Genomic DNA, 18,658 nt, shown 5'->3' on the forward strand with positions numbered 1-18,658 from the left:
AAACATTAATTATTTAAATGCGCTGGACACTTAAACCTAAACCAGATTCGTTAAAAGTTGAAGCTTTGCAAAAAGCACTTCAAGTAGATTCTATTGTTGCAACGTTGCTTTTAGAAAGAGGCATAGAAACCTATGGGGAAGCTAAAAAGTTTTTCAGGCCTAGTTTAGACGATTTGCATAATCCGTTCTTAATGAAAGATATGGATAAAGCAGTTGCGCGTATTGAAAAGGCAATAGCTAATCAAGAAAATATTTTGGTTTATGGTGATTATGATGTTGATGGAACAACTGCGGTAGCTTTAATGTCTTCATATTTAAAAACAAGATCTGAGCTTGTCTTAACATATATTCCAAACCGTTATGATGAAGGCTATGGAATTTCTTATAAAGGAATAAATTTTGCTTTAGAAAACGATTTTACACTTATTATAGCCTTAGATTGTGGAATCAAATCGGTTGATAAAGTTGCTTATGCTAAAGAATTAGGTATAGATTTTATTATTTGTGACCACCACAGACCTGGAAGTGAAGTTCCAGATGCTGTTGCAGTTTTAGATCCTAAACAGGACGAATGCCATTATCCTTATGATGAATTATGTGGTTGTGGAGTAGGCTTTAAACTAATCCAAGCACTTGCATCTAACGAAGGAAAATCAATTGAAGATTTAGTGGAGTATCTGGATTTGGTAGCTACTGCTATTGGCGCAGACATTGTTCCCATTACTGGAGAAAACAGGGTATTGGCATATTTTGGTTTGCAGGTTATAAACAGTAGTCCCAGACCAGGAATAAAAGCCATTCTTGAGTGTGTTAATAAAACAGAACTTACTATTACTGACGTAGTTTTTATAGTTGCACCAAGAATTAATGCAGCTGGCAGAATGCAGCATGGTAATTTTGCAGTGACTTTATTGGTAGAGACAGAATATGACAAAGCACTTCAGCATGCCAGTGAAATTGACAATTATAATTCAGACAGAAAAGAAGAGGATAAACGTATTACTGAAGAAGCACTTATTCAAATTGAAAAAAATGGAGAGCAAAATAAGTTTACAACGGTTGTTTATCAAGAAGATTGGCATAAAGGCGTTATTGGAATTGTTGCTTCTAGACTTACCGAAACATATTACAGACCCACTTTAGTATTTACAAAAAGTGGAGATAAATTGGCAGCTTCAGCACGCTCTGTTAGGGATTTTGATATTTATAATGTTTTAGAAGCTTGCAGCGAATATATCGAACAATTTGGGGGTCATAAATATGCTGCCGGATTAACGCTTAAAGAAGAAAATTATGAGGCTTTTAAACAAGCATTTGAAGATGAGGTTTCAAAAACCATTGACAGATCTCTATTAATACCAGAAATTAAGATTGATAGTAATATTGATTTAAATGATATTACACCAAAGTTTTATAGAATTATTAAACAATTTGCCCCTTTTGGACCTGGGAATATGACTCCGGTTTTTATGACTGAAAATTTGAAAGATACCGGTTATGGCAAATGTGTTGGTGATGACAAGACCCATTTAAGAATAACAGTTACTCAACCAAATGCAAATAGCTTGGTTGCCATTGGCTTTGGAATGGGAGATAAAATAGATATAATCACGAACAAAAAAGAATTTAAAGCTGTTTACTCAATTGATGAAAATGAATGGAATGGTAATACTAGCTTGCAATTAAAATTAAGAGATATTAAAGACCAAGAAACAGATTTATGACAAAAAATGACCCTTATGCAGCTTTAAGAATTAAAGAGTTTAAAATATTTTTATTGTTAAGGTTTGTATTAGTGTTTGGTTGGTCTATGCAATTTATTGTGATTGAGTGGGAAGTCTATAGTCTTACCAAAGATCCTTTATCACTCGGTCTTATTGGTTTAATGGAAATTATACCGGCATTAACAATGGCACTGTTTGCTGGCCATATTGTAGATCAAAAAGAAAAGCGTAATCTTTTGGCAACTTGTATAGCTGCCTTTTCATTAATTAGTTTAGGGTTGTTTTTACTTACATGGCCTGTTATTGTTTCAACATGGAGCACCAAAACCATTTTGTATTCAATATACGCCTTAGTATTTTTTGGTGGGTTTTTACGTTCCTTTTTTGGGCCTACTATTTTCTCATTAATAGCACTTATTGTTCCTAAAAAATCATACGCCAACGCAGCTACTTGGAGCAGTTCTACATGGCAAATGTCATCAGTTTTAGGTCCTGCATTTGCAGGATTTTCTATTGGTTGGATAGGAGTGCACTGGTCTCTTTGTATCATTTTCAGCTTGATTTTTTTATCATTAATCATTGTGTTACAGATTAAGAAAAAACCTATACTTAATCCAAAATTAGGAGAACCTGTAATTCAAAGTTTAAAAGAAGGTGTTCAGTTTGTTTTTAAAACAAAAGCGATTTTAGGAGCCTTAACTTTAGATATGGTTGCTGTTTTATTTGGTGGCGCAGTTGCTTTATTACCTGTTTTTGCACAGGATATTTTAAAAGTAGGTTCAGAAGGATTTGGAGTATTAAGAGCGGCACCAGCTGTTGGTGCTTTTTTAACGATGCTGATTACTGCTTATTTACCAATAAGCAAAAATGCAGGAATGAAACTTTTAGGAGCCATTTTTGGTTTTGGAGTTTGCATTATTGTTTTTGGATTATCTTCAGTTTTCTGGATTTCGGTTTTGGCGTTATTTTTTAGCGGAGTGACAGATGGTGTTTCCATGGTGATTAGACAAACTATTTTACAAATTAAAACTCCCGACCATATGCGAGGTAGAGTAGCTTCGGTTAACTCTATGTTTGTTGGATCTTCCAATGAACTTGGTGCTTTTGAAAGTGGTTTAACCGCCAAACTTATGGGAACAGTTACTGCAGTTGTTTTTGGTGGAACCATGACTTTAATTACTGTTGTTACTACAGGAATTGTATCTCCTTCGTTCAGAAAGTTAGATTTAACAAAGGATATTGAAGATCATCAGAAAGATTAATATTTTTTCAATTCCATCTTTTCTCCATCGAAAACACCATATGTGTAGTAACCAATCCAGTCACCAAGATTGATGTATTTTGATGTATTTGTAAGGTTGATTTCTAAAGGTAAATGACGGTGACCAAAAATGAAAAAATCTCTATGTTTTTCGCTTAATTTTTTCTTACTGTATTGCACCAACCATTCATTTTCTTCTCCTAGAAATTTAGCATCTTCATCACCTGAAATCAATTTATTTTTTACTGATAAATATTGAGCAATTCGCATACCAATATCAGGATGGAGCCATCTGAAAAGCCATTTAAAAAAAGGGTTGGTAAACACTTTTTTCATACGTTTATAACCTTTATCACCTGGACCCAAACCATCGCCATGTCCAATAAAAAAAGTTTTATTATTGAATTTAAATTCTTGAGGGTGATGAAACACTGGAATGCTAAATTCTGTTTTAAAATAATCAGTCATCCATAAATCATGGTTTCCTACAAAGTAATAAATAGGAATTCCAGAATCGCTAATTTCGGCCAATTTCCCCAAGGTTCTGGTAAACCCTTTTGGCACAACCGTTTTATATTCAAACCAAAAGTCAAACAAATCACCTAAAAGAAAAATCGCAGTGGCATCTTTTTTAATCTCATCTAACCAGGCAACAAACTTCTGTTCTCGAGGCAATGAAATTTCATATGTTGGCGCTCCAAGATGATTATCTGAAGCGAAGTAAATCTTTTTTCCTTCTGAAATAGTTATATCGTTACTGTTATTCATTATCACTAGCGTACCATTCTGCAAAAGAGGTGTCTGTTTCTTGAAGTTTTAAAGAATGAAGTTTTATATGATTTGGTAAACGTTTTTTAATTTTATTTGAAAAATCAATCACCATCATTTCGCTTGTTGGTTGATAATCTACCAATAACACATTGTGGCCTCTTTCTTCAAGCTCTTTGGCTAACTCAACATGCGGTGTGTTTTTATTAAAAACCGTTGCATGGTCAAAAACATTAACAATTTCTTCTTTCACAATATGCTTTAAATCGCCAAAATCTATAACCATCCCAAATTTTACATTCGAGTTGTCTTTTATTGGTTTGCCTATTACTGTAACAGATAATTTATAACTATGCCCATGAACATTTTTACATTTACCATCATAGCCATATAGAGCATGACCTGTTTCAAAAGAAAATTGTTTAGTAATACGAATATTGCTCATTAACAGTGTTATTTATCTTGTAAAGATACTATCTTCTTTTTTTTCTGTTGAAAAAAAATATGATTATTAGTGCCAAACCAAGTAAAAGGAATAATCCTCTACCGGCTATAAATTTTAAAGTTTCCATTAGTCTTTATTTATTCTATTTTTATTATATCTATAAATCAAATAAGCAATAGCCACTAAAATTACAAATGGTAGCATAGAGCCAATAAAAACGCCTATTTCATAATTAGAATCAGGAGCATTTTTTATTTTATCTTCTATATTAATGTCTTGAAGAATGGTTATTAATATCATTAATTTAAAAATTATTTTCAAATTTAGGCTTTTTTAATAAAGCATAATATATTCTTTTTGCTGTTTGTTTGATTTATTTAGTAATCATTTAAATGATTACTTTTGCATAACATTTTATTGTAAATTTAATTTTTAAAATTTCACCTAATGAAAAATATATTAGTACCAGTTGGGACTTCAAATAATACAATAAGCCATTTGCAATACGCTGTTGATTTTGCAGAAGCTTTTGGAGCTAAACTTTATGTTGTTCATATTTACAAAGTGTTTACAAAAGCTGGAACGATGATAAATTTAGATCATATTTTGGAGCGTGAAAGCAAAGATTATTTGAATGAGTTAATCTCTAAGATAGACACAAAAAATGTTGAGGTTGTTACAAAAGCATTAAAAGGAAAGGTTGTTAACACATTGGAATTGGTTTGTAAAATAGCTAATATTGATTTGGTTTTAATACAACCTAGAACTAATTCAGTAAATGATGAAGTTTTTTTAGGTGAAACATCAGGTAAAATTATAAAACAAATGAATGGTCCAGCAACAATGATTGTGCCTGAAGGATATATTTTTGAGCCTATTCACAATATATTAATGGCTATGAAATCGGCTATTATTAAAAAGGAGAACGCTTTAGAATCTCTTAAAGCTTTAAAAGAAAAGTTTAAGTGTAAAATTGATTTGCTGTTAGTAAAAACACCTTTTCACAAAGAAGGAGATTTTGATGTGAATGAGGAATTATCCGCATTGGTTGATGACATTTCAACTACAGAAAATGCCACAACATTTCAAGGTGTATTAAGGCACTATGAATCGCACAATCCAGATATGTTATGTGTGGTAAGACGTAAAAGAGGATTTTTCACAAAAAAATGGGAAAAAAATGTAATTTTGAAAAAGGATTTTTCAAGTTCAATTCCTGTTTTAGTTTTAAGTGAATTAAAATAATTTTTTGGGGATGTAGCTCAGTTGGCTAGAGCGCTTGGCTGGCAGCCAAGAGGTCGTGGGTTCGAGCCCCATCTTCTCCACTATAAAACTCTAATTAATTGTATTTCAATTAGTTAGATTTTTTGTTTTCATATTTTGTCCATTATTAACCCATGTATAGATAAAAAACTTAAAAACAAAATGTGTGTGAGTCTTGTTTAGTTGAGCAAACAGGAAAAAGTCGAACCTTTTATTATTGGAATTGGAAAAATTTGAATCAATATTTTTCTAAACAAAAAATATATTCTAAAATTTAACATTTACACAAAATGATTTTATAGTTTTAAAAAAAAAAGAAATGAGAAAAATAATTTTATGGCAATTAATATTAATTCCATTATTAGGGTTTTCTCAAAATATTAAAAAGATAGATTCCATAAATCAAATTATTGTAAAAACGAAATCTGATTCAACAAAGGCAGTTGAATATTTAACATTATCAAATTTACATATCCAAAAAGATTCAGTTTTTAATAATTTAACTAAGAGTCTTTTTTATGCACGTAAAGCTCAAACACCAAAGCGCATTTCTAATACTCGCGTAAATTTTGCAAATTGGTTTGGAATTAATGTTTCTAAAAAAAGAGCTATTGAAGAACATTTGGATGCTATTAAAGAACTAGAAAAGTTAAATTATAAAGCAGGAGTTGCTAATCATTATATTAGGTTGGGATATCGTTATAATGCAACTCAGGCAGATTCTGCACTTTTATATTTAAACAAAGGCGTGAAACTTGCAAAAGAATCAAATGATTCCAATGTAATAGTTACAGGTTTATTGGCTATTGGTAATGTTTCTTTTTTTAAAAGTGATTTTAATAAGGCCCTTGAATATTATATTGAAGCCGAAAAAATTTGCACTATAACTAGCAGTTTGACTAATACAGAAAAGCACGCTAATAGCTTAGAATATATAGGCTATGTAATGGAAAGGATAAAACGGTTTGATAAATCAATTGAGTATTTTTCTAAAAGCTATGATATTGCAATTAAATTAGGTTTCCCTAGTAATATTGCTGTTATGGAATCAAACCTTGCTCAACAATATATGATTACAGAAGAATACAACAAGGCAATTCCTTTATTGAACAAGTCAATATCTTATTATGAATCGTTTACAGTCCCAGATAATAAATCAATTTCAACCTACATAAAAAGGGGTTTGTGTTACAAACATTTAGATAAATTTAAAGAAGCTGAAAAGGATTTTTTAAAAGCAGTGGAAATTTCAAAACTACCACAAAACAAGCAGCATTACACAAATGCACTTTATAGGTTGGCAGATGCTTATTTGTATTTTAAAGATTATAAAAATGCCGAATTATTTTATAGAGAAGCCGAAATATTATGTAAGGAAGAAAAAAATTATGACTATTTAAGAAGAATTTATAAAGGATTAGCTGAGATTGAGACTTCTAATAAAAATTATGAAGAAGCAATCAACTTATTAAACGAAACCATTAAAAATGCAGAATTAGAAAGACAAACAAAACTTGATCAGGATATATTAAAAGTAGAGACAGCATTTCAAACAGAGAAAAAAGAAAAAGAAATAGAGATACTTTCATTAAAAAATGAAATAGCAATAAAACAAGAATACTACTATTTAGGGTTTGTGGGTTTAATTTTAACTATTGCTATTCTGGCGTTTTTAGTTTTTAGAAATAAAATTAAAATTGCAGCAAAGGAAAAGGAATTGAACAAAATAAAATCTCATTTTTTCTCAAATATATCTCATGAGTTTAGAACACCATTAACTTTAATAAATGGCCCATTACTAAAATTAATGGAAAATGAAACTTTAGATAACGAAGCAAAACCAGATTTAGAATTAATACAAAAAAGCACAAACCGACTTATTGAATTAGTAGACCAAATGCTTGAGTTATCAAAGTTAGATGCTGGCGTTGTTAAAATTAATGTAGAAAAAGGAAATTTAGAATCTTTTTTGAGAGCATCTACAGATTCTTTTAAGTTCTTGGCAAACAAAAAAAAACTAAAGCTAAACTTATCTATTAGCACAATGCAAAGAGCTTGGTTTGATGCTGATTTACTCGATAAAATAATTAACAACCTGTTTTCTAATGCTTTAAAATACACTGTCCCTTTTGGGGAAATAGCCTTCGCAGGATTTATTAAGGATGACAAAGAATTGGTTTTGTCAATAACCAATGACGTGGAGAATTTAAAAAAGGAAGATCTTAATAAATTATTTGAAAGGTTTTATCAAGTTCAGAATCAAAATGAAGGTACAGGAATAGGACTTTCGATGGTTAAAGAATTGGTGCATTTAATGCATGGCACAATTGAAACTAACATTATAAATGATAAAAAAATTCATTTTCAAATAACGATTCCAATAACCGAAAGCGCATTTTCTTCAAGTGAAAAAGTAGTTGAATCTGAAAATAATGTTGTTGAAAAAACCATAGATTTAGAAATAAAACCAACAAAAAACAAACCGATTATATTGGTTGTTGATGACAATAAAAATATTAGAGATTATATAGTATCGTTACTAACAGAAAATTATCATGTTTTAGAATCTAAAGACGGAAAAGAGGGTATGAATATGGCGTTAAACCATATACCTGATATTATAATTTCAGACGTTATGATGCCGCATATTAATGGTGTGGAATTATGTAACGTTTTAAAAAATGACGAACTTACTTCTCATATCCCCATAATTTTGCTTACTGCAAAAAGTGGTGACTTTAATGAAATAAGTGGATTACAAAGTGGTGCTGATGATTATATCACAAAACCTTTTAATCCAAAAACACTTCAAGTAAAAATTAAAAACATTATTAAAAGCAGAAGAAACCTTCAAGAACGATATAAAAAAGACGTGCTTTTTAAGCCTAAAGATATAGCCATAACTTCTTCAGATGAAGTTTTTTTAAACAAAGTAAAAATAGTGTTAGACAAGCATTTAAACAGTCCTGATTTTAACCCAGACTTTTTTAGTAAAGAAATTGGTCTTAGTAGAATGCAATTACACAGAAAATTACTGGCTTATACTGGTTTAAATACTTCATCTTTTATTCGGTCTCAACGTTTAATTCAGGCTATACAAATTTTAAAAACTTCAAACCAAACAGTTAATGAAGTTGCCTATTTGGTTGGTTTCAACACTCCTTCTTATTTTATAAAATGTTTTAAAGAAACCTACGGCAAAACACCTTCAGAATACATTAACTAACTTTCAATAGTTATTTTTATTATTCAATGTTACAATAGTTCTATACTTTGTTACATGGGTAGAAACTTGTTCTTATTTATCATTTTACATTTGATTGTAAATAAATTGTATTAATAAACTAATACTTACAATCATGAAATCAAAAATTATTTTAACAACAGTTACTATTCTTTTAAGCGTTACAAATTCTCATGCACAACTCTTAAAAAAACTAAAAAAAAGGATTGAACAAAAAGTAGAAAATGTAATTGTTGAAAAAACTTCTGATAAAGCAGCAGAGGAAACCTCGAACACTTTAGACACCATTTTTGAAGGTAATAATGGAAGGAAAGATAAAAACAAATCATCAGACCAAAATGATGACCAAGTCAACAATAATGATGAAAGCAATGAATATTCTGAAACAGATGAAGAAAGTTCTCAAATAGCTTTTGGCGTTTACAGCAACTTTACTTTTGTTCCAGGAAACAAACTTTTGTTTTATGATGATTTTGAAACTGATGCATTGGGTGATTTTCCTGCACATTGGGAAACTGGAGGTTCTGGAGAGGTAGTAAATACTAGCGATTCTAAAGGTAAATGGTTGTCAATTGTAAGACGATCTGGATATATGCCAGCTTTAGAAAAGAAGCTTCCTGAAAACTATACTATAGAATTTGATTTGACCAACAATGGTTATGGTAGTGGCAAACCTAACAGCAAACTGTTTTTCGCATTCTTAACTAAGAAAGCATACAGTATGGGAGCAGGAGGCTCCTTGGCAGATATCGAAATCTTGCTTTCCAATAATGGTTTTAAAGTAAGCAATGTTGAAAATTTTGGAGGAGAAGTTGAAGTAAAAATTGGTAGCCGTATAGATAGAGAAATGACAGAATATCTAAATAATACGGTTCATATTTCGATTGCAGTGAACAAAAAAAGGCTTCGAATGTGGGTAAATGAGGAAAAAATGGTGGATTCCCCAAATTTATTACAAGCTAATATTGGCAGGTATTTTATTATACAAGGGATGGATGTGCTAACTGAAAAAGGGCATTTTATTGGTATTTCAAACTTCAAAATTGCAGAGTCTACTGAAGACTTACGTTCACTTCTACTAAAAAATGGAAAATTCAGTACAACAGGTATTTATTTTGACACAGCTGCATTTACAGTTAAAAAAGAGTCGTATGGTATTTTGGCTGAAATAGCAAAAATGCTAAAAGATAATCCAAAAATCAATTTACAAATTATTGGACATACAGATAGTCAAGGCGATGATAATTCCAACCAATACTTATCAAGAAGTAGAGCGCAAATGGTAAAACAAATTCTTTGGGAAGAGTTTGAAATAGAATACGACCGATTAAAATTTATAGGCAAAGGAGCAACCGAACCTGTAGATGATAATACTACCGAAAAAGGCAGAGCAAATAATAGACGAGTAGAGTTTATTAAAATTTAACACTAATAAAATGGAAACAACAGAAAATAAAACTGCAGTAGTTAGCGAAGGAAAAAACATAGCCATTATAGCCTATATCACCTTCATAGGATTAATCATCGCATTTGTGATGAACAATGAAAAAAAGGAGCCTTTTGCATCCTATCATATTAAACAATCTTTTGGGTTGGCACTTACAGGATTAGCATTAGGAGCTATTGGCATGATTCCCATATTAGGTTGGATTATTAATATTGTCGGCATTTTCGTGCTTCTCTATATGTGGATTATGGGATTAATGAATGCCATTAACGGTAAAGAAAGAGCAGTGCCTTTTTTAGGAGAAAAATATATGGAATGGTTCAAGAATATTTGAAAAGGTACAAATTATCAAAACTTGAAATTCTATTACTCCTAATAAGTTTCTCATTTTCATTTAGCAAAAATGATGATGCATCCATACCAGTTCGTTTTAATAAAACATATAAGATAAAACGCCTAAAAATTAGTCTTAGAAAATTTTAAGGCTATTAAATAACGATTACGAATCATAATTATTTATAAAAAGAAAATTATATGAAACATTTTACATTGACACCAGTAAAAACTATTTCAAAAACGGCATTATTTTTTGCCTTAACAATTATATTAATTAATTGTAGTAAAGATGACAATAACCCTACACCAAACCCAGAAGTTAACCCATTAACAGAATATTTAACTGGAACAGGATTTAACCAGGTAACTGATGAGATTGTAGATAGTGGAGATTACGAATTTGGAATTACATTTATTCCTGCTGTAAATGGAAAAATCACAGCTATTACAGCAAAAATTCCCGATACTCATATAGCAACAAGAGTTACCATTTGGAACAAAACAACAACCACTGTACTAAGAACAGAGTCAATTGATATTGCAAGCGCTGGTGTTGAGGCTACAAAAGCCATTAGCACATTAAGCCTAACTGCGGGTACTGAATATATGATAACTTTTAATAGTAATGATTGGTATAACCGGGAGAGAACAGATGGAGCAGATATTACGTACCCTGTTACAGTTGGAGATATTAGCATTACGGGATATGCTTATGCAGGAGGAACTGCTCAAGTATTGCCAACGGCATTCAATTTAGACTATTATGCAGGTGACTTAAGCTTTAAATTTCAAAAAGATTAAATTATTTAGGTAAAACTAAACATCTTTTTATATCCGATAGACTGACTATTATCAAAATTCAACTGCAAAATTCAAGACTAACATAAATATAAATACTCATGAAAAAATCAATTAAAATTTTAACGGCATTTGGGATTCTGATCTTAATGTCTATTACAACACAGGCACAAATAAATGATTGGACTGGAAAATGGAACACAAGACTTGTTTGGAACAATACTTTAGTAGATTTAAATATTACAGAATCTAGAGGTACTTATACTGGAGTTTTCCCAAATGGCAAATTATCTGGAAAGATAAATTCTGATGGTGATTTAAAAGGTTTTTATACAAGAACTGTAAATAGTTTAGACCGAACAGGCATGGGCAAAATGGGGGAATTTAGATTTGTGATTGCCACCGATAAAAAATCATATGTTGGCTATTATAAAGTAGAAGGTAAGGATGATTGGCAACCTGATAATTGGAATGGGAAACGACCGACTGCACCAACATTGGTTCAACAGGTTGAAATGAATAAAAAAAAGAAGGTTTTAAAGGATTATGTAAAAAACAACCCTGTAATAAACTGGACTGGTACATGGGAGACCGATAATATCGGCACATTTAAAGTATGGGTGAAAGGTTACCAAAAAATAGAAGCTAAATTTTCGTACACTAAAGATGGTACTTTAATTACCGCTGATTTAACTGGGAACAATACTAACGATAGAGGAATAACTAACAATAAGATTTTTAATGGAACCTTCTTGGATAGTCAAGGAGCCAAAGGAAGTTTCCTTTTTTATTTTGGTAATCCTACAGACAATGATTTTGCGGGCTATATGAATTATGACATGACCTTGGCAGAATATAAATCCCCAGTTAAGCATACACCTAAAAGTATATATGTTAAAGGTCACAGAACCTCTTCTGCAAAACCAAACATGAACGCGTACTAAATTATAAAACTATGCGTCTCCTATTCCTAATCGTAATTTCCTTTTTTTTGCTTTCGTGCAATGATAGCAAAAAAGAAAAAGACGTCTTTGTTAATGGTGTTTTAGAGGATTTCTCAAAAATGCCAGATTCAGTCATTCAAAAAGGCTTTGCCATTTTAGATACTATAAAACTTAAACCAGTAGATGCATTGGTAAAAGAACTAAGGCAAATTCCAGAACTCCAAGAAATTGGTGTAGGAGACAAATTGTTAAGTTTCAGACTTAAAAATGGTCCAACAATGTTGATTAAACTTAAAGAGTTTTCATCATTGACTAGAGGAGGTTCTGTAACCAAAGCTATACCCCCACTAATGATACTCAACAAAAGGACGATAGAGGAAAACACTAGTAATGTCGTAGGAGCACAACGTGGAGAAGATCGGCAAAATAAAAAAGCATTAATCTTATCGCCTTACGCATGGCAATTTGGAGAAGAAGATGATCCTTTAGTCCCATTAAAAAAACTACCTAAAAATAGAAATTATAAAGGAGGAGTAACCTACAAGGCTAACAAAACAGAAAACCAACGGCAGGTTTCGTTTGAAGATTATTTGTCTTTTAATGATTATGATGTGGTTCATTTTGCCTCTCATGGTGGAAAAACTTGCAACCTAACAGAAGGAGGCATAGAGCTATCAAGTAATTGCCGTACCTACATTTCTACGGGTATAACCTACAAAATTAAAGATCGTCAAAAATTACTTGATTTAATTAAAAGTAAAAACGTTAGGGGAATAGCATTAGAATATGGTGAAGTATTTTTTATACCAAAGTTCTTTTCAGACGCTTATCCAGAGGTCAATAACAAACTATTTATATTTAGCTCATGCCAATTAGGGCAACAAGGGGATCTCGAAATAACCTTTGACAATATTTTACAAAACGGTCAGCTTTTTTATTGGCAGAACACTGTTCATGCCATTGATGCCTTTAAGGCTTTTGATAATATGTATGATAGAATGCTTCAATATGGGGAAACCGCCCCTACAGCATTCGAAAACATGCCTCTTAAACTAAAGAAAAACATACCCTATTTTAAAAAAGAAAAAGAAAGAGGCGATTCCGTTGAGGTTTATAACTACTTAAAAATGGCATCCAAGGGCAATGCCATGCACATTATAGAACCCATAAGTTTTATAGACGAAAAAACTAAAAAAGACCTACAAGAAGGCACAGTATATCCTTTTGAAGGTGTTTTTGAAGACAACCGACCCGAAGAAGCTAGTTTTACCTTAGAATTTTTGGGCTACACCGCTCAAGAAATAGAGGAAAAAAGCATGAGTTTTTCATTAAAAGTAGATGGTACTACAGTGCTAGATCATGTTTCCTTTTTACCAGATAATGATCCGTATGACACCATAGAAGTTACAACAGGTCAAAACGAAAAAACAACCCTAGTTACTTTTAAAGGCGTGAAACTGAAAAAAGACCTGAAAAAAAACAGTTCGGTAAAACTGGAAGCCTTCTTTCATTTTAGCGAAGAAAATTATGGCTACCAAATGATAAATGTGAGCACGGGGAGCTCTGATATGCGCATCGTCATGAAATCACCCGACGGAACAATTAATATGTTTTTTGATGCCGATAATTATGGGCTTAAAATGACTCATCCCGCTGAAAATGTAACAATGTATTCTGATGAAGAAGGATATATTTATATGAACGCCCCAGGGCAGGGCTGGATAAAAACCAAGATGAGCCAAATGCTTGGTACAGTAGCCAAACTAGCTCCCATAAATATCGATTTTGCAGGCTTAAAGATGAATATAGGATCGGTAATGCACAAAATTCCTGCCTTTGCAGCTGAGGTTACTATTTCTATGCTAGAGAAAGAGCCGAAGGCGAAAAAAATTAGTGGTGGTATTGGTTCTGAAAAAACAATTTTTATTTATGAAGGAAGACTTACAATCACTTTTGATAGTCAAAAAAGGCTGGAATCTTTAGTTGAAAGTGGTGCAGACATACATTATTACTATGAAGAACAGAACATAACAATGCCAAATGCAAAAACTTTTTCTATGCCATCATTTAATTAAAACAAATCTATATGAAAAACCACATTTATTTACTAAGTCTTTTGATGCTTATAGTTTCATGTAAGGACAGCCCAAAAGAAGAAAGCAAAACAACAATTTCTTCTGCTATTCAAAATACGGAGGAAGAAGTATTGACTAATCCTTTACAAATTACCAAAAATGAAAAAGACATTTATAAAGCTTTAAAAAAGAAAACACCATTAACCAACGATCAATTGTTTGCAATCTTACCTAAAGATATTCATGGCAATAAACCAATTGGTGATTATGCCCTTCAGGTTAGCAGTCAATTAGCATCAGGTATGTATAAGCCTATTGGAAAAAAGGGCTATAATTTTTTTATTCAAGATGGAGTAGGTTCTAGTGCTATTATCCGGAATTTTTTTGACACCTATAAAGCAAAACCCCAAGGACCACCACAAACCGAGTACTTCTATGTAGAAAGAGCTGGTTATAAAACTATTGCGTTTTTGCAACCAAACATTAAACGTAATGATATTCGATTTGTTTACAATAATAGATTCAGAATCACTTTGGAAGGCCCAGATTCCGCAGATGTGTTGTGGACGTATATCGACTTTGAAAATTTAAAAAAGCTAGATCAATACAACTAAACTAATTCATATGAAAAATTTAAAAAACAGTATCACAATAATGACTTTATTTTTTTTAATCAGTCTGGCTTTTAATGCGCAAAATTCCATTACAGGAAGCATTTCAAATTGGACTAATGGAGAAGTTCCATTGCTATTTTCCGATTATATATCGCGAGAAAAAATCACAATGGGAAACATTGCATCAGACGGAAATATGACAATTCCGCTTGACGAAATTTTTTTATCCAACTTAAAAACAGCAGCAGAAAAAGCAAAAGAAAAAGCGCCTCAAGGCTGGGAAATGAAATTCAATACCATTGAATCGACCTTTGGAAGCGGCGAGGAAGGCATAAGTTATGAAAATGCTGCTTCCGTTTTAATAGGTTTACCAGATTTGGAGGCTGGTAGTGAAGACGGAACTGCACAGTTTGGTTATGTCTATTGCACCAGTAACCCCGAATTAGCTAATTGGTTATATAATTACGGTCAAGGCGATATTGCAATAGGGTATTATTTAAGATGGTTTTTTGCAGAAGATACTGCGTCAGTAAAAGGTTCTGTCAGTATTCCTGTTTATACTGGCCGTGATGATGAAAATTATACCGATACCACCTTTTACGACATCGAACTTCAAAAAGGATGGAATATGATTAAATATAATGTTACTAAAACTTATACAACACAAACAGGTAAAACCGTTTTGGCGAAAATGGAAGTTTCCAAGATAGATGAAATTCCGTTAGATGTTTTGTGGCTCGTTTTATAAAATTTAAAATCATGAATCAACTATTTCAATTAGTTAACTAAAATATAACAACTATGAACCAACAGCTACACATCAAGATTTTAATTTTTTTAATAATTGCTAATTTTAAAACAGTAAAAGCACAAACTTTTACAGAACTCACTACTGCAAACTTGCCAGGACTTTCTTATAGCTCATCTGCTTGGGGTGATTACGATAATGATGGTGATTTAGATGTATTACTTTCTGGACTTCAGTCTAGTGGTTATCTTATGTCATCAATATTCAGGAATAATGGTGATGGTACTTTTACCGATATAAATGCTGGTTTATTTCAAGTATATAGTAGCTCTGTTGCTTGGGGTGATTTTGATAGTGATGGTGATTTAGATATTTTACTTACAGGAAATAGAACATCTGGGATACCTGTTTCTGCAATATATAGAAATAATGGGGATAATACTTTTACTAATATAAATGCAAGTTTAACAGGAGTCTGGTCAAGTTCAGCAGCATGGGGCGATTTCGATAATGATGGTGATTTAGATGTTTTAATCACAGGAAATAGTGCGAGCGGAAGTAGTCAAGTTCGAATTTCTGAAATTTACAGAAATAACGGTGATGCTAGTTTTACCAATATTAATGCTGGTTTGCCGGGGGTTATGGTATCTACAGTAGCTTGGGGTGATTATGATAATGATGGCGATTTGGATATATTACTTATAGGAGCAACCGGGTACGGAACACAAATTTCAGAAATTTATAGGAATAATGGCGATGCTACTTTTACCACTATTAGCGCTGGATTAACAGGAGTACAGTATGGTTCGGCGGCTTGGGGTGATTACGATAATGATGGTGACTTAGATGTTTTACTTACCGGTAGCATATGGGCTAGTAGTGCTTCAAAAATATTTAGAAATAATGGAAACGACACTTTTACTGATATAAATGCAAGTTTGGATCTAGCATGGGAGTCTTCGGCAGCTTGGGGCGATTATGATAATGATGGCTATTTAGATGTTTTACTTGCAGGACACCACTCTATTTATTTTTCAAAAATTTATAAAAATAATGGCAATGCTACTTTTACTGATATAAGTGCTGGATTACCTCCGATTTTTTTGGGTTCAGTAGCTTGGGCAGATTTTGATAATGATGGTGATTTAGATGTTTTGCTTACAGGAAAAGGATTTAATGAATTGCGTACAAGAATTTTTGTAAACAATAATACTCAAAGCAATAGCCTTCCTTCTGCACCATCAAACCTAAGTGCTATTGTAGATGGAAATGAAGTCACACTTTCTTGGGACCCAAGTACAGATGCAGAAACCCCAAGCAGTGGCTTGTCATATAATGTATCCATTAAAGAGATTCCGGCAAATTCGTCAGTCTATTTAAAAAGCCCCATGGCATCAGAAATTAATGGTTGGCGGAAACTACCAGCTTTAGGCAATGCTATGCAAAATACTAGCTATAAATATAAAGTACCAGCATCTTTGGTAAATTCTAATTTTACTTTTGAAGTGCAAGCCATAGATAGTGGTTTTGTAGGATCTGTATTTTCCGAAGAAGGGAGTTTTGCTACTTTGGGTATTGAAACTATTGATGAAGGAAGAGGTGTTAAAATATACCCAAACCCAGTATCAAATAATTTAATTATTGATACTCTTCTTTCTGGAAATCTTCAATTACAAGTATTTAACCAATTAGGTCAAATAGTTTTAAAACAAAATCAAAACACATCTTCAACATCATTAGATGTCTCAAATTTACCTAAAGGATTTTATTTTTTAAATATTCATTTTGAAAACAACAATTCACAAACCATCAAATTCATTAAAAACTAAACATATGAAAAAACTACTAAAATTAGCTCTAGTAATATTGCTTTTGATTTCTTGCAAAGATTCTCCAAAATCGTCAGATTCGTCTGAATCAAAGGTTATAGAAGGCTTAATTGACGAAGTAACAGGTGCAAATGTCGATATAGACAAAAAATATGCGCTGTTAATGGAAGAATTGAAAACGAAAACTCTATTAACCAATAATCAATTAATGGTAGCATTCCCAAAAAAATTGGGTACCCTAAGTTTGGACCTATCTTCAGAAAATAATAAAATTGAACCCAGAATTACTGGTGATAAAACAGTTGTCGGAAGTTTTGGTGATAATACGGTACGAATGGAAATTCTAGACGCAGGGGGTAAAAATGTTATGGGAGCAATCATACCTTTAAAAATGTTACATCTAAATAAGATAACTTCAGAGTATAACAATACCATTAGATATTCAAAAAAAGAGCGTGATGGAATATTAATCTTTGGTACTGATCGTGATGAAGATACGAAGGCAGATTATCAATCTGAAATTAGATTTCTCTACGATAATCGCTTTTATATAACATTAGAAGGCAAAGGAATGGATGTTGATGCGCTTTGGAACGCCATTGACATTGATGATTTGAAAAAATTCAAAGATTTTAATAAATAATTAAACGCTTAGGGAAATGCTTGAGTCTCTTAATCAATTTGAAATAGCAGGTATTATTCTACAATTGGTAGTATTACCCATTTTATTTATAACCCTAAGACGTTGGTGGTGGGCAAAACAATCCACTCATTGGCCAAAAGTCAAAGGAGTAGTTGTAAGGGGCCTCGATTTTCCATTTTCCAGAATCATAGATTTTTTATACACCTATGAAATAAATGGTATTAACTATCAGGGAGAGAAACCTTTTTTCGCCAATTCTTTTAAAAATTTTCCAAAAAAGAAGGCTTCTGAATTAATGAACAACTACACCGAAGGTAAAGAAGTGCCTGTTTACTATAATCCTTCAAACCATAAAACAGCAACATTGGAACCAGGAAGGAAAGATGGGGTTATAGGTGCCTTGGTGCTGCTTATATTTCTTTTTTTAATAGGGCTCATTACCTATTATCGCCCTTCTATAATTATGGAGCTAATAGATTATTTATCAAATTTTTACACTAACACATAAAATAATGATAT

Annotated in this window: 17 protein-coding genes and 1 tRNA gene; 15 read left to right on the forward strand and 3 right to left on the reverse strand. The window is 32.0% G+C overall.

Going from position 1 to position 18,658, the window contains the following annotated elements:
• Positions 1 to 17: 17 nt before the first annotated feature.
• Positions 18 to 1,724, forward strand: a complete 1,707-nt coding sequence (gene recJ / locus V8G69_RS13075; protein WP_394882470.1) for a single-stranded-DNA-specific exonuclease RecJ — start codon at positions 18 to 20, stop codon at positions 1,722 to 1,724.
• On the forward strand, positions 1,721 to 2,986 hold the full coding sequence (locus V8G69_RS13080; protein WP_394882471.1) for an MFS transporter: 1,266 nt from the start codon (positions 1,721 to 1,723) through the stop codon (positions 2,984 to 2,986). The genes recJ and V8G69_RS13080 overlap by 4 nt, the downstream gene beginning before the upstream one ends.
• Here the strand turns inward: V8G69_RS13080 and V8G69_RS13085 are convergent.
• From V8G69_RS13085 to V8G69_RS13095, 3 genes are all read right to left on the reverse strand, one after another.
• Complete coding sequence (locus tag V8G69_RS13085) at positions 2,983 to 3,735, reverse strand: UDP-2,3-diacylglucosamine diphosphatase (RefSeq protein ID WP_394882583.1); 753 nt, start codon at positions 3,733 to 3,735, stop codon at positions 2,983 to 2,985. The genes V8G69_RS13080 and V8G69_RS13085 overlap by 4 nt on opposite strands.
• Before the next feature lie 10 nt (positions 3,736 to 3,745).
• Positions 3,746 to 4,198 carry a 6-pyruvoyl trahydropterin synthase family protein gene (locus V8G69_RS13090; RefSeq protein ID WP_394882472.1) on the reverse strand — a complete coding sequence of 151 codons (453 nt, stop codon included), beginning with the start codon at positions 4,196 to 4,198 and terminating at the stop codon, positions 3,746 to 3,748.
• A 126-nt stretch (positions 4,199 to 4,324) separates the two neighbouring features.
• Positions 4,325 to 4,498: a hypothetical protein gene (locus V8G69_RS13095; RefSeq protein ID WP_394882473.1), complete on the reverse strand. Its 174-nt coding sequence runs from the start codon at positions 4,496 to 4,498 to the stop codon at positions 4,325 to 4,327.
• A 147-nt stretch (positions 4,499 to 4,645) separates the two neighbouring features.
• Between V8G69_RS13095 and V8G69_RS13100 the strand changes: the two genes are divergently transcribed.
• From V8G69_RS13100 to V8G69_RS13160, 13 genes are all read left to right on the forward strand, one after another.
• The gene (locus V8G69_RS13100; RefSeq protein ID WP_394882474.1) at positions 4,646 to 5,443 is read left to right on the forward strand and encodes a universal stress protein; all 798 of its coding nucleotides are present in this window, start codon (positions 4,646 to 4,648) and stop codon (positions 5,441 to 5,443) included.
• 6 nt (positions 5,444 to 5,449) lie between these two features.
• Positions 5,450 to 5,523: transfer RNA gene (locus tag V8G69_RS13105), tRNA-Ala, on the forward strand.
• A gap of 257 nt (positions 5,524 to 5,780) precedes the next feature.
• Positions 5,781 to 8,687, forward strand: coding sequence for a response regulator (locus V8G69_RS13110; protein ID WP_394882475.1), 2,907 nt, complete (start codon positions 5,781 to 5,783; stop codon positions 8,685 to 8,687).
• Between the two features lie 133 nt (positions 8,688 to 8,820).
• Complete coding sequence (locus V8G69_RS13115) at positions 8,821 to 10,131, forward strand: OmpA family protein (protein WP_394882477.1); 1,311 nt, start codon at positions 8,821 to 8,823, stop codon at positions 10,129 to 10,131.
• Between the two features lie 10 nt (positions 10,132 to 10,141).
• Complete coding sequence (locus V8G69_RS13120; protein WP_394882478.1) at positions 10,142 to 10,486, forward strand: DUF4870 domain-containing protein; 345 nt, start codon at positions 10,142 to 10,144, stop codon at positions 10,484 to 10,486.
• Positions 10,487 to 10,686: 200 nt separating this feature from the next.
• A complete protein-coding gene (locus tag V8G69_RS13125) occupies positions 10,687 to 11,289 on the forward strand; it encodes a hypothetical protein (protein WP_394882479.1) in 603 nt (200 codons plus the stop codon).
• A gap of 98 nt (positions 11,290 to 11,387) precedes the next feature.
• Positions 11,388 to 12,230 carry a hypothetical protein gene (locus tag V8G69_RS13130; RefSeq protein WP_394882481.1) on the forward strand — a complete coding sequence of 281 codons (843 nt, stop codon included), beginning with the start codon at positions 11,388 to 11,390 and terminating at the stop codon, positions 12,228 to 12,230.
• Between the two features lie 11 nt (positions 12,231 to 12,241).
• The gene (locus tag V8G69_RS13135; protein WP_394882482.1) at positions 12,242 to 14,305 is read left to right on the forward strand and encodes a hypothetical protein; all 2,064 of its coding nucleotides are present in this window, start codon (positions 12,242 to 12,244) and stop codon (positions 14,303 to 14,305) included.
• A gap of 11 nt (positions 14,306 to 14,316) precedes the next feature.
• Positions 14,317 to 14,919 carry a hypothetical protein gene (locus V8G69_RS13140; protein ID WP_394882483.1) on the forward strand — a complete coding sequence of 201 codons (603 nt, stop codon included), beginning with the start codon at positions 14,317 to 14,319 and terminating at the stop codon, positions 14,917 to 14,919.
• Between the two features lie 10 nt (positions 14,920 to 14,929).
• Positions 14,930 to 15,667 (forward strand): hypothetical protein, encoded by a 738-nt coding sequence (locus tag V8G69_RS13145; RefSeq protein ID WP_394882484.1) that lies wholly within the window; start codon positions 14,930 to 14,932, stop codon positions 15,665 to 15,667.
• 53 nt (positions 15,668 to 15,720) lie between these two features.
• Positions 15,721 to 17,496, forward strand: coding sequence for an FG-GAP-like repeat-containing protein (locus tag V8G69_RS13150; RefSeq protein WP_394882485.1), 1,776 nt, complete (start codon positions 15,721 to 15,723; stop codon positions 17,494 to 17,496).
• A 4-nt stretch (positions 17,497 to 17,500) separates the two neighbouring features.
• Positions 17,501 to 18,139: a hypothetical protein gene (locus V8G69_RS13155; RefSeq protein WP_394882486.1), complete on the forward strand. Its 639-nt coding sequence runs from the start codon at positions 17,501 to 17,503 to the stop codon at positions 18,137 to 18,139.
• 16 nt (positions 18,140 to 18,155) lie between these two features.
• Positions 18,156 to 18,647 carry a DUF3592 domain-containing protein gene (locus tag V8G69_RS13160; protein WP_394882487.1) on the forward strand — a complete coding sequence of 164 codons (492 nt, stop codon included), beginning with the start codon at positions 18,156 to 18,158 and terminating at the stop codon, positions 18,645 to 18,647.
• The last annotated feature ends 11 nt before the right edge of the window (positions 18,648 to 18,658 follow it).

It is taken from the genome of Gaetbulibacter sp. M235 (assembly GCF_043876835.1).
GTDB lineage: Bacteria > Bacteroidota > Bacteroidia > Flavobacteriales > Flavobacteriaceae > Yeosuana.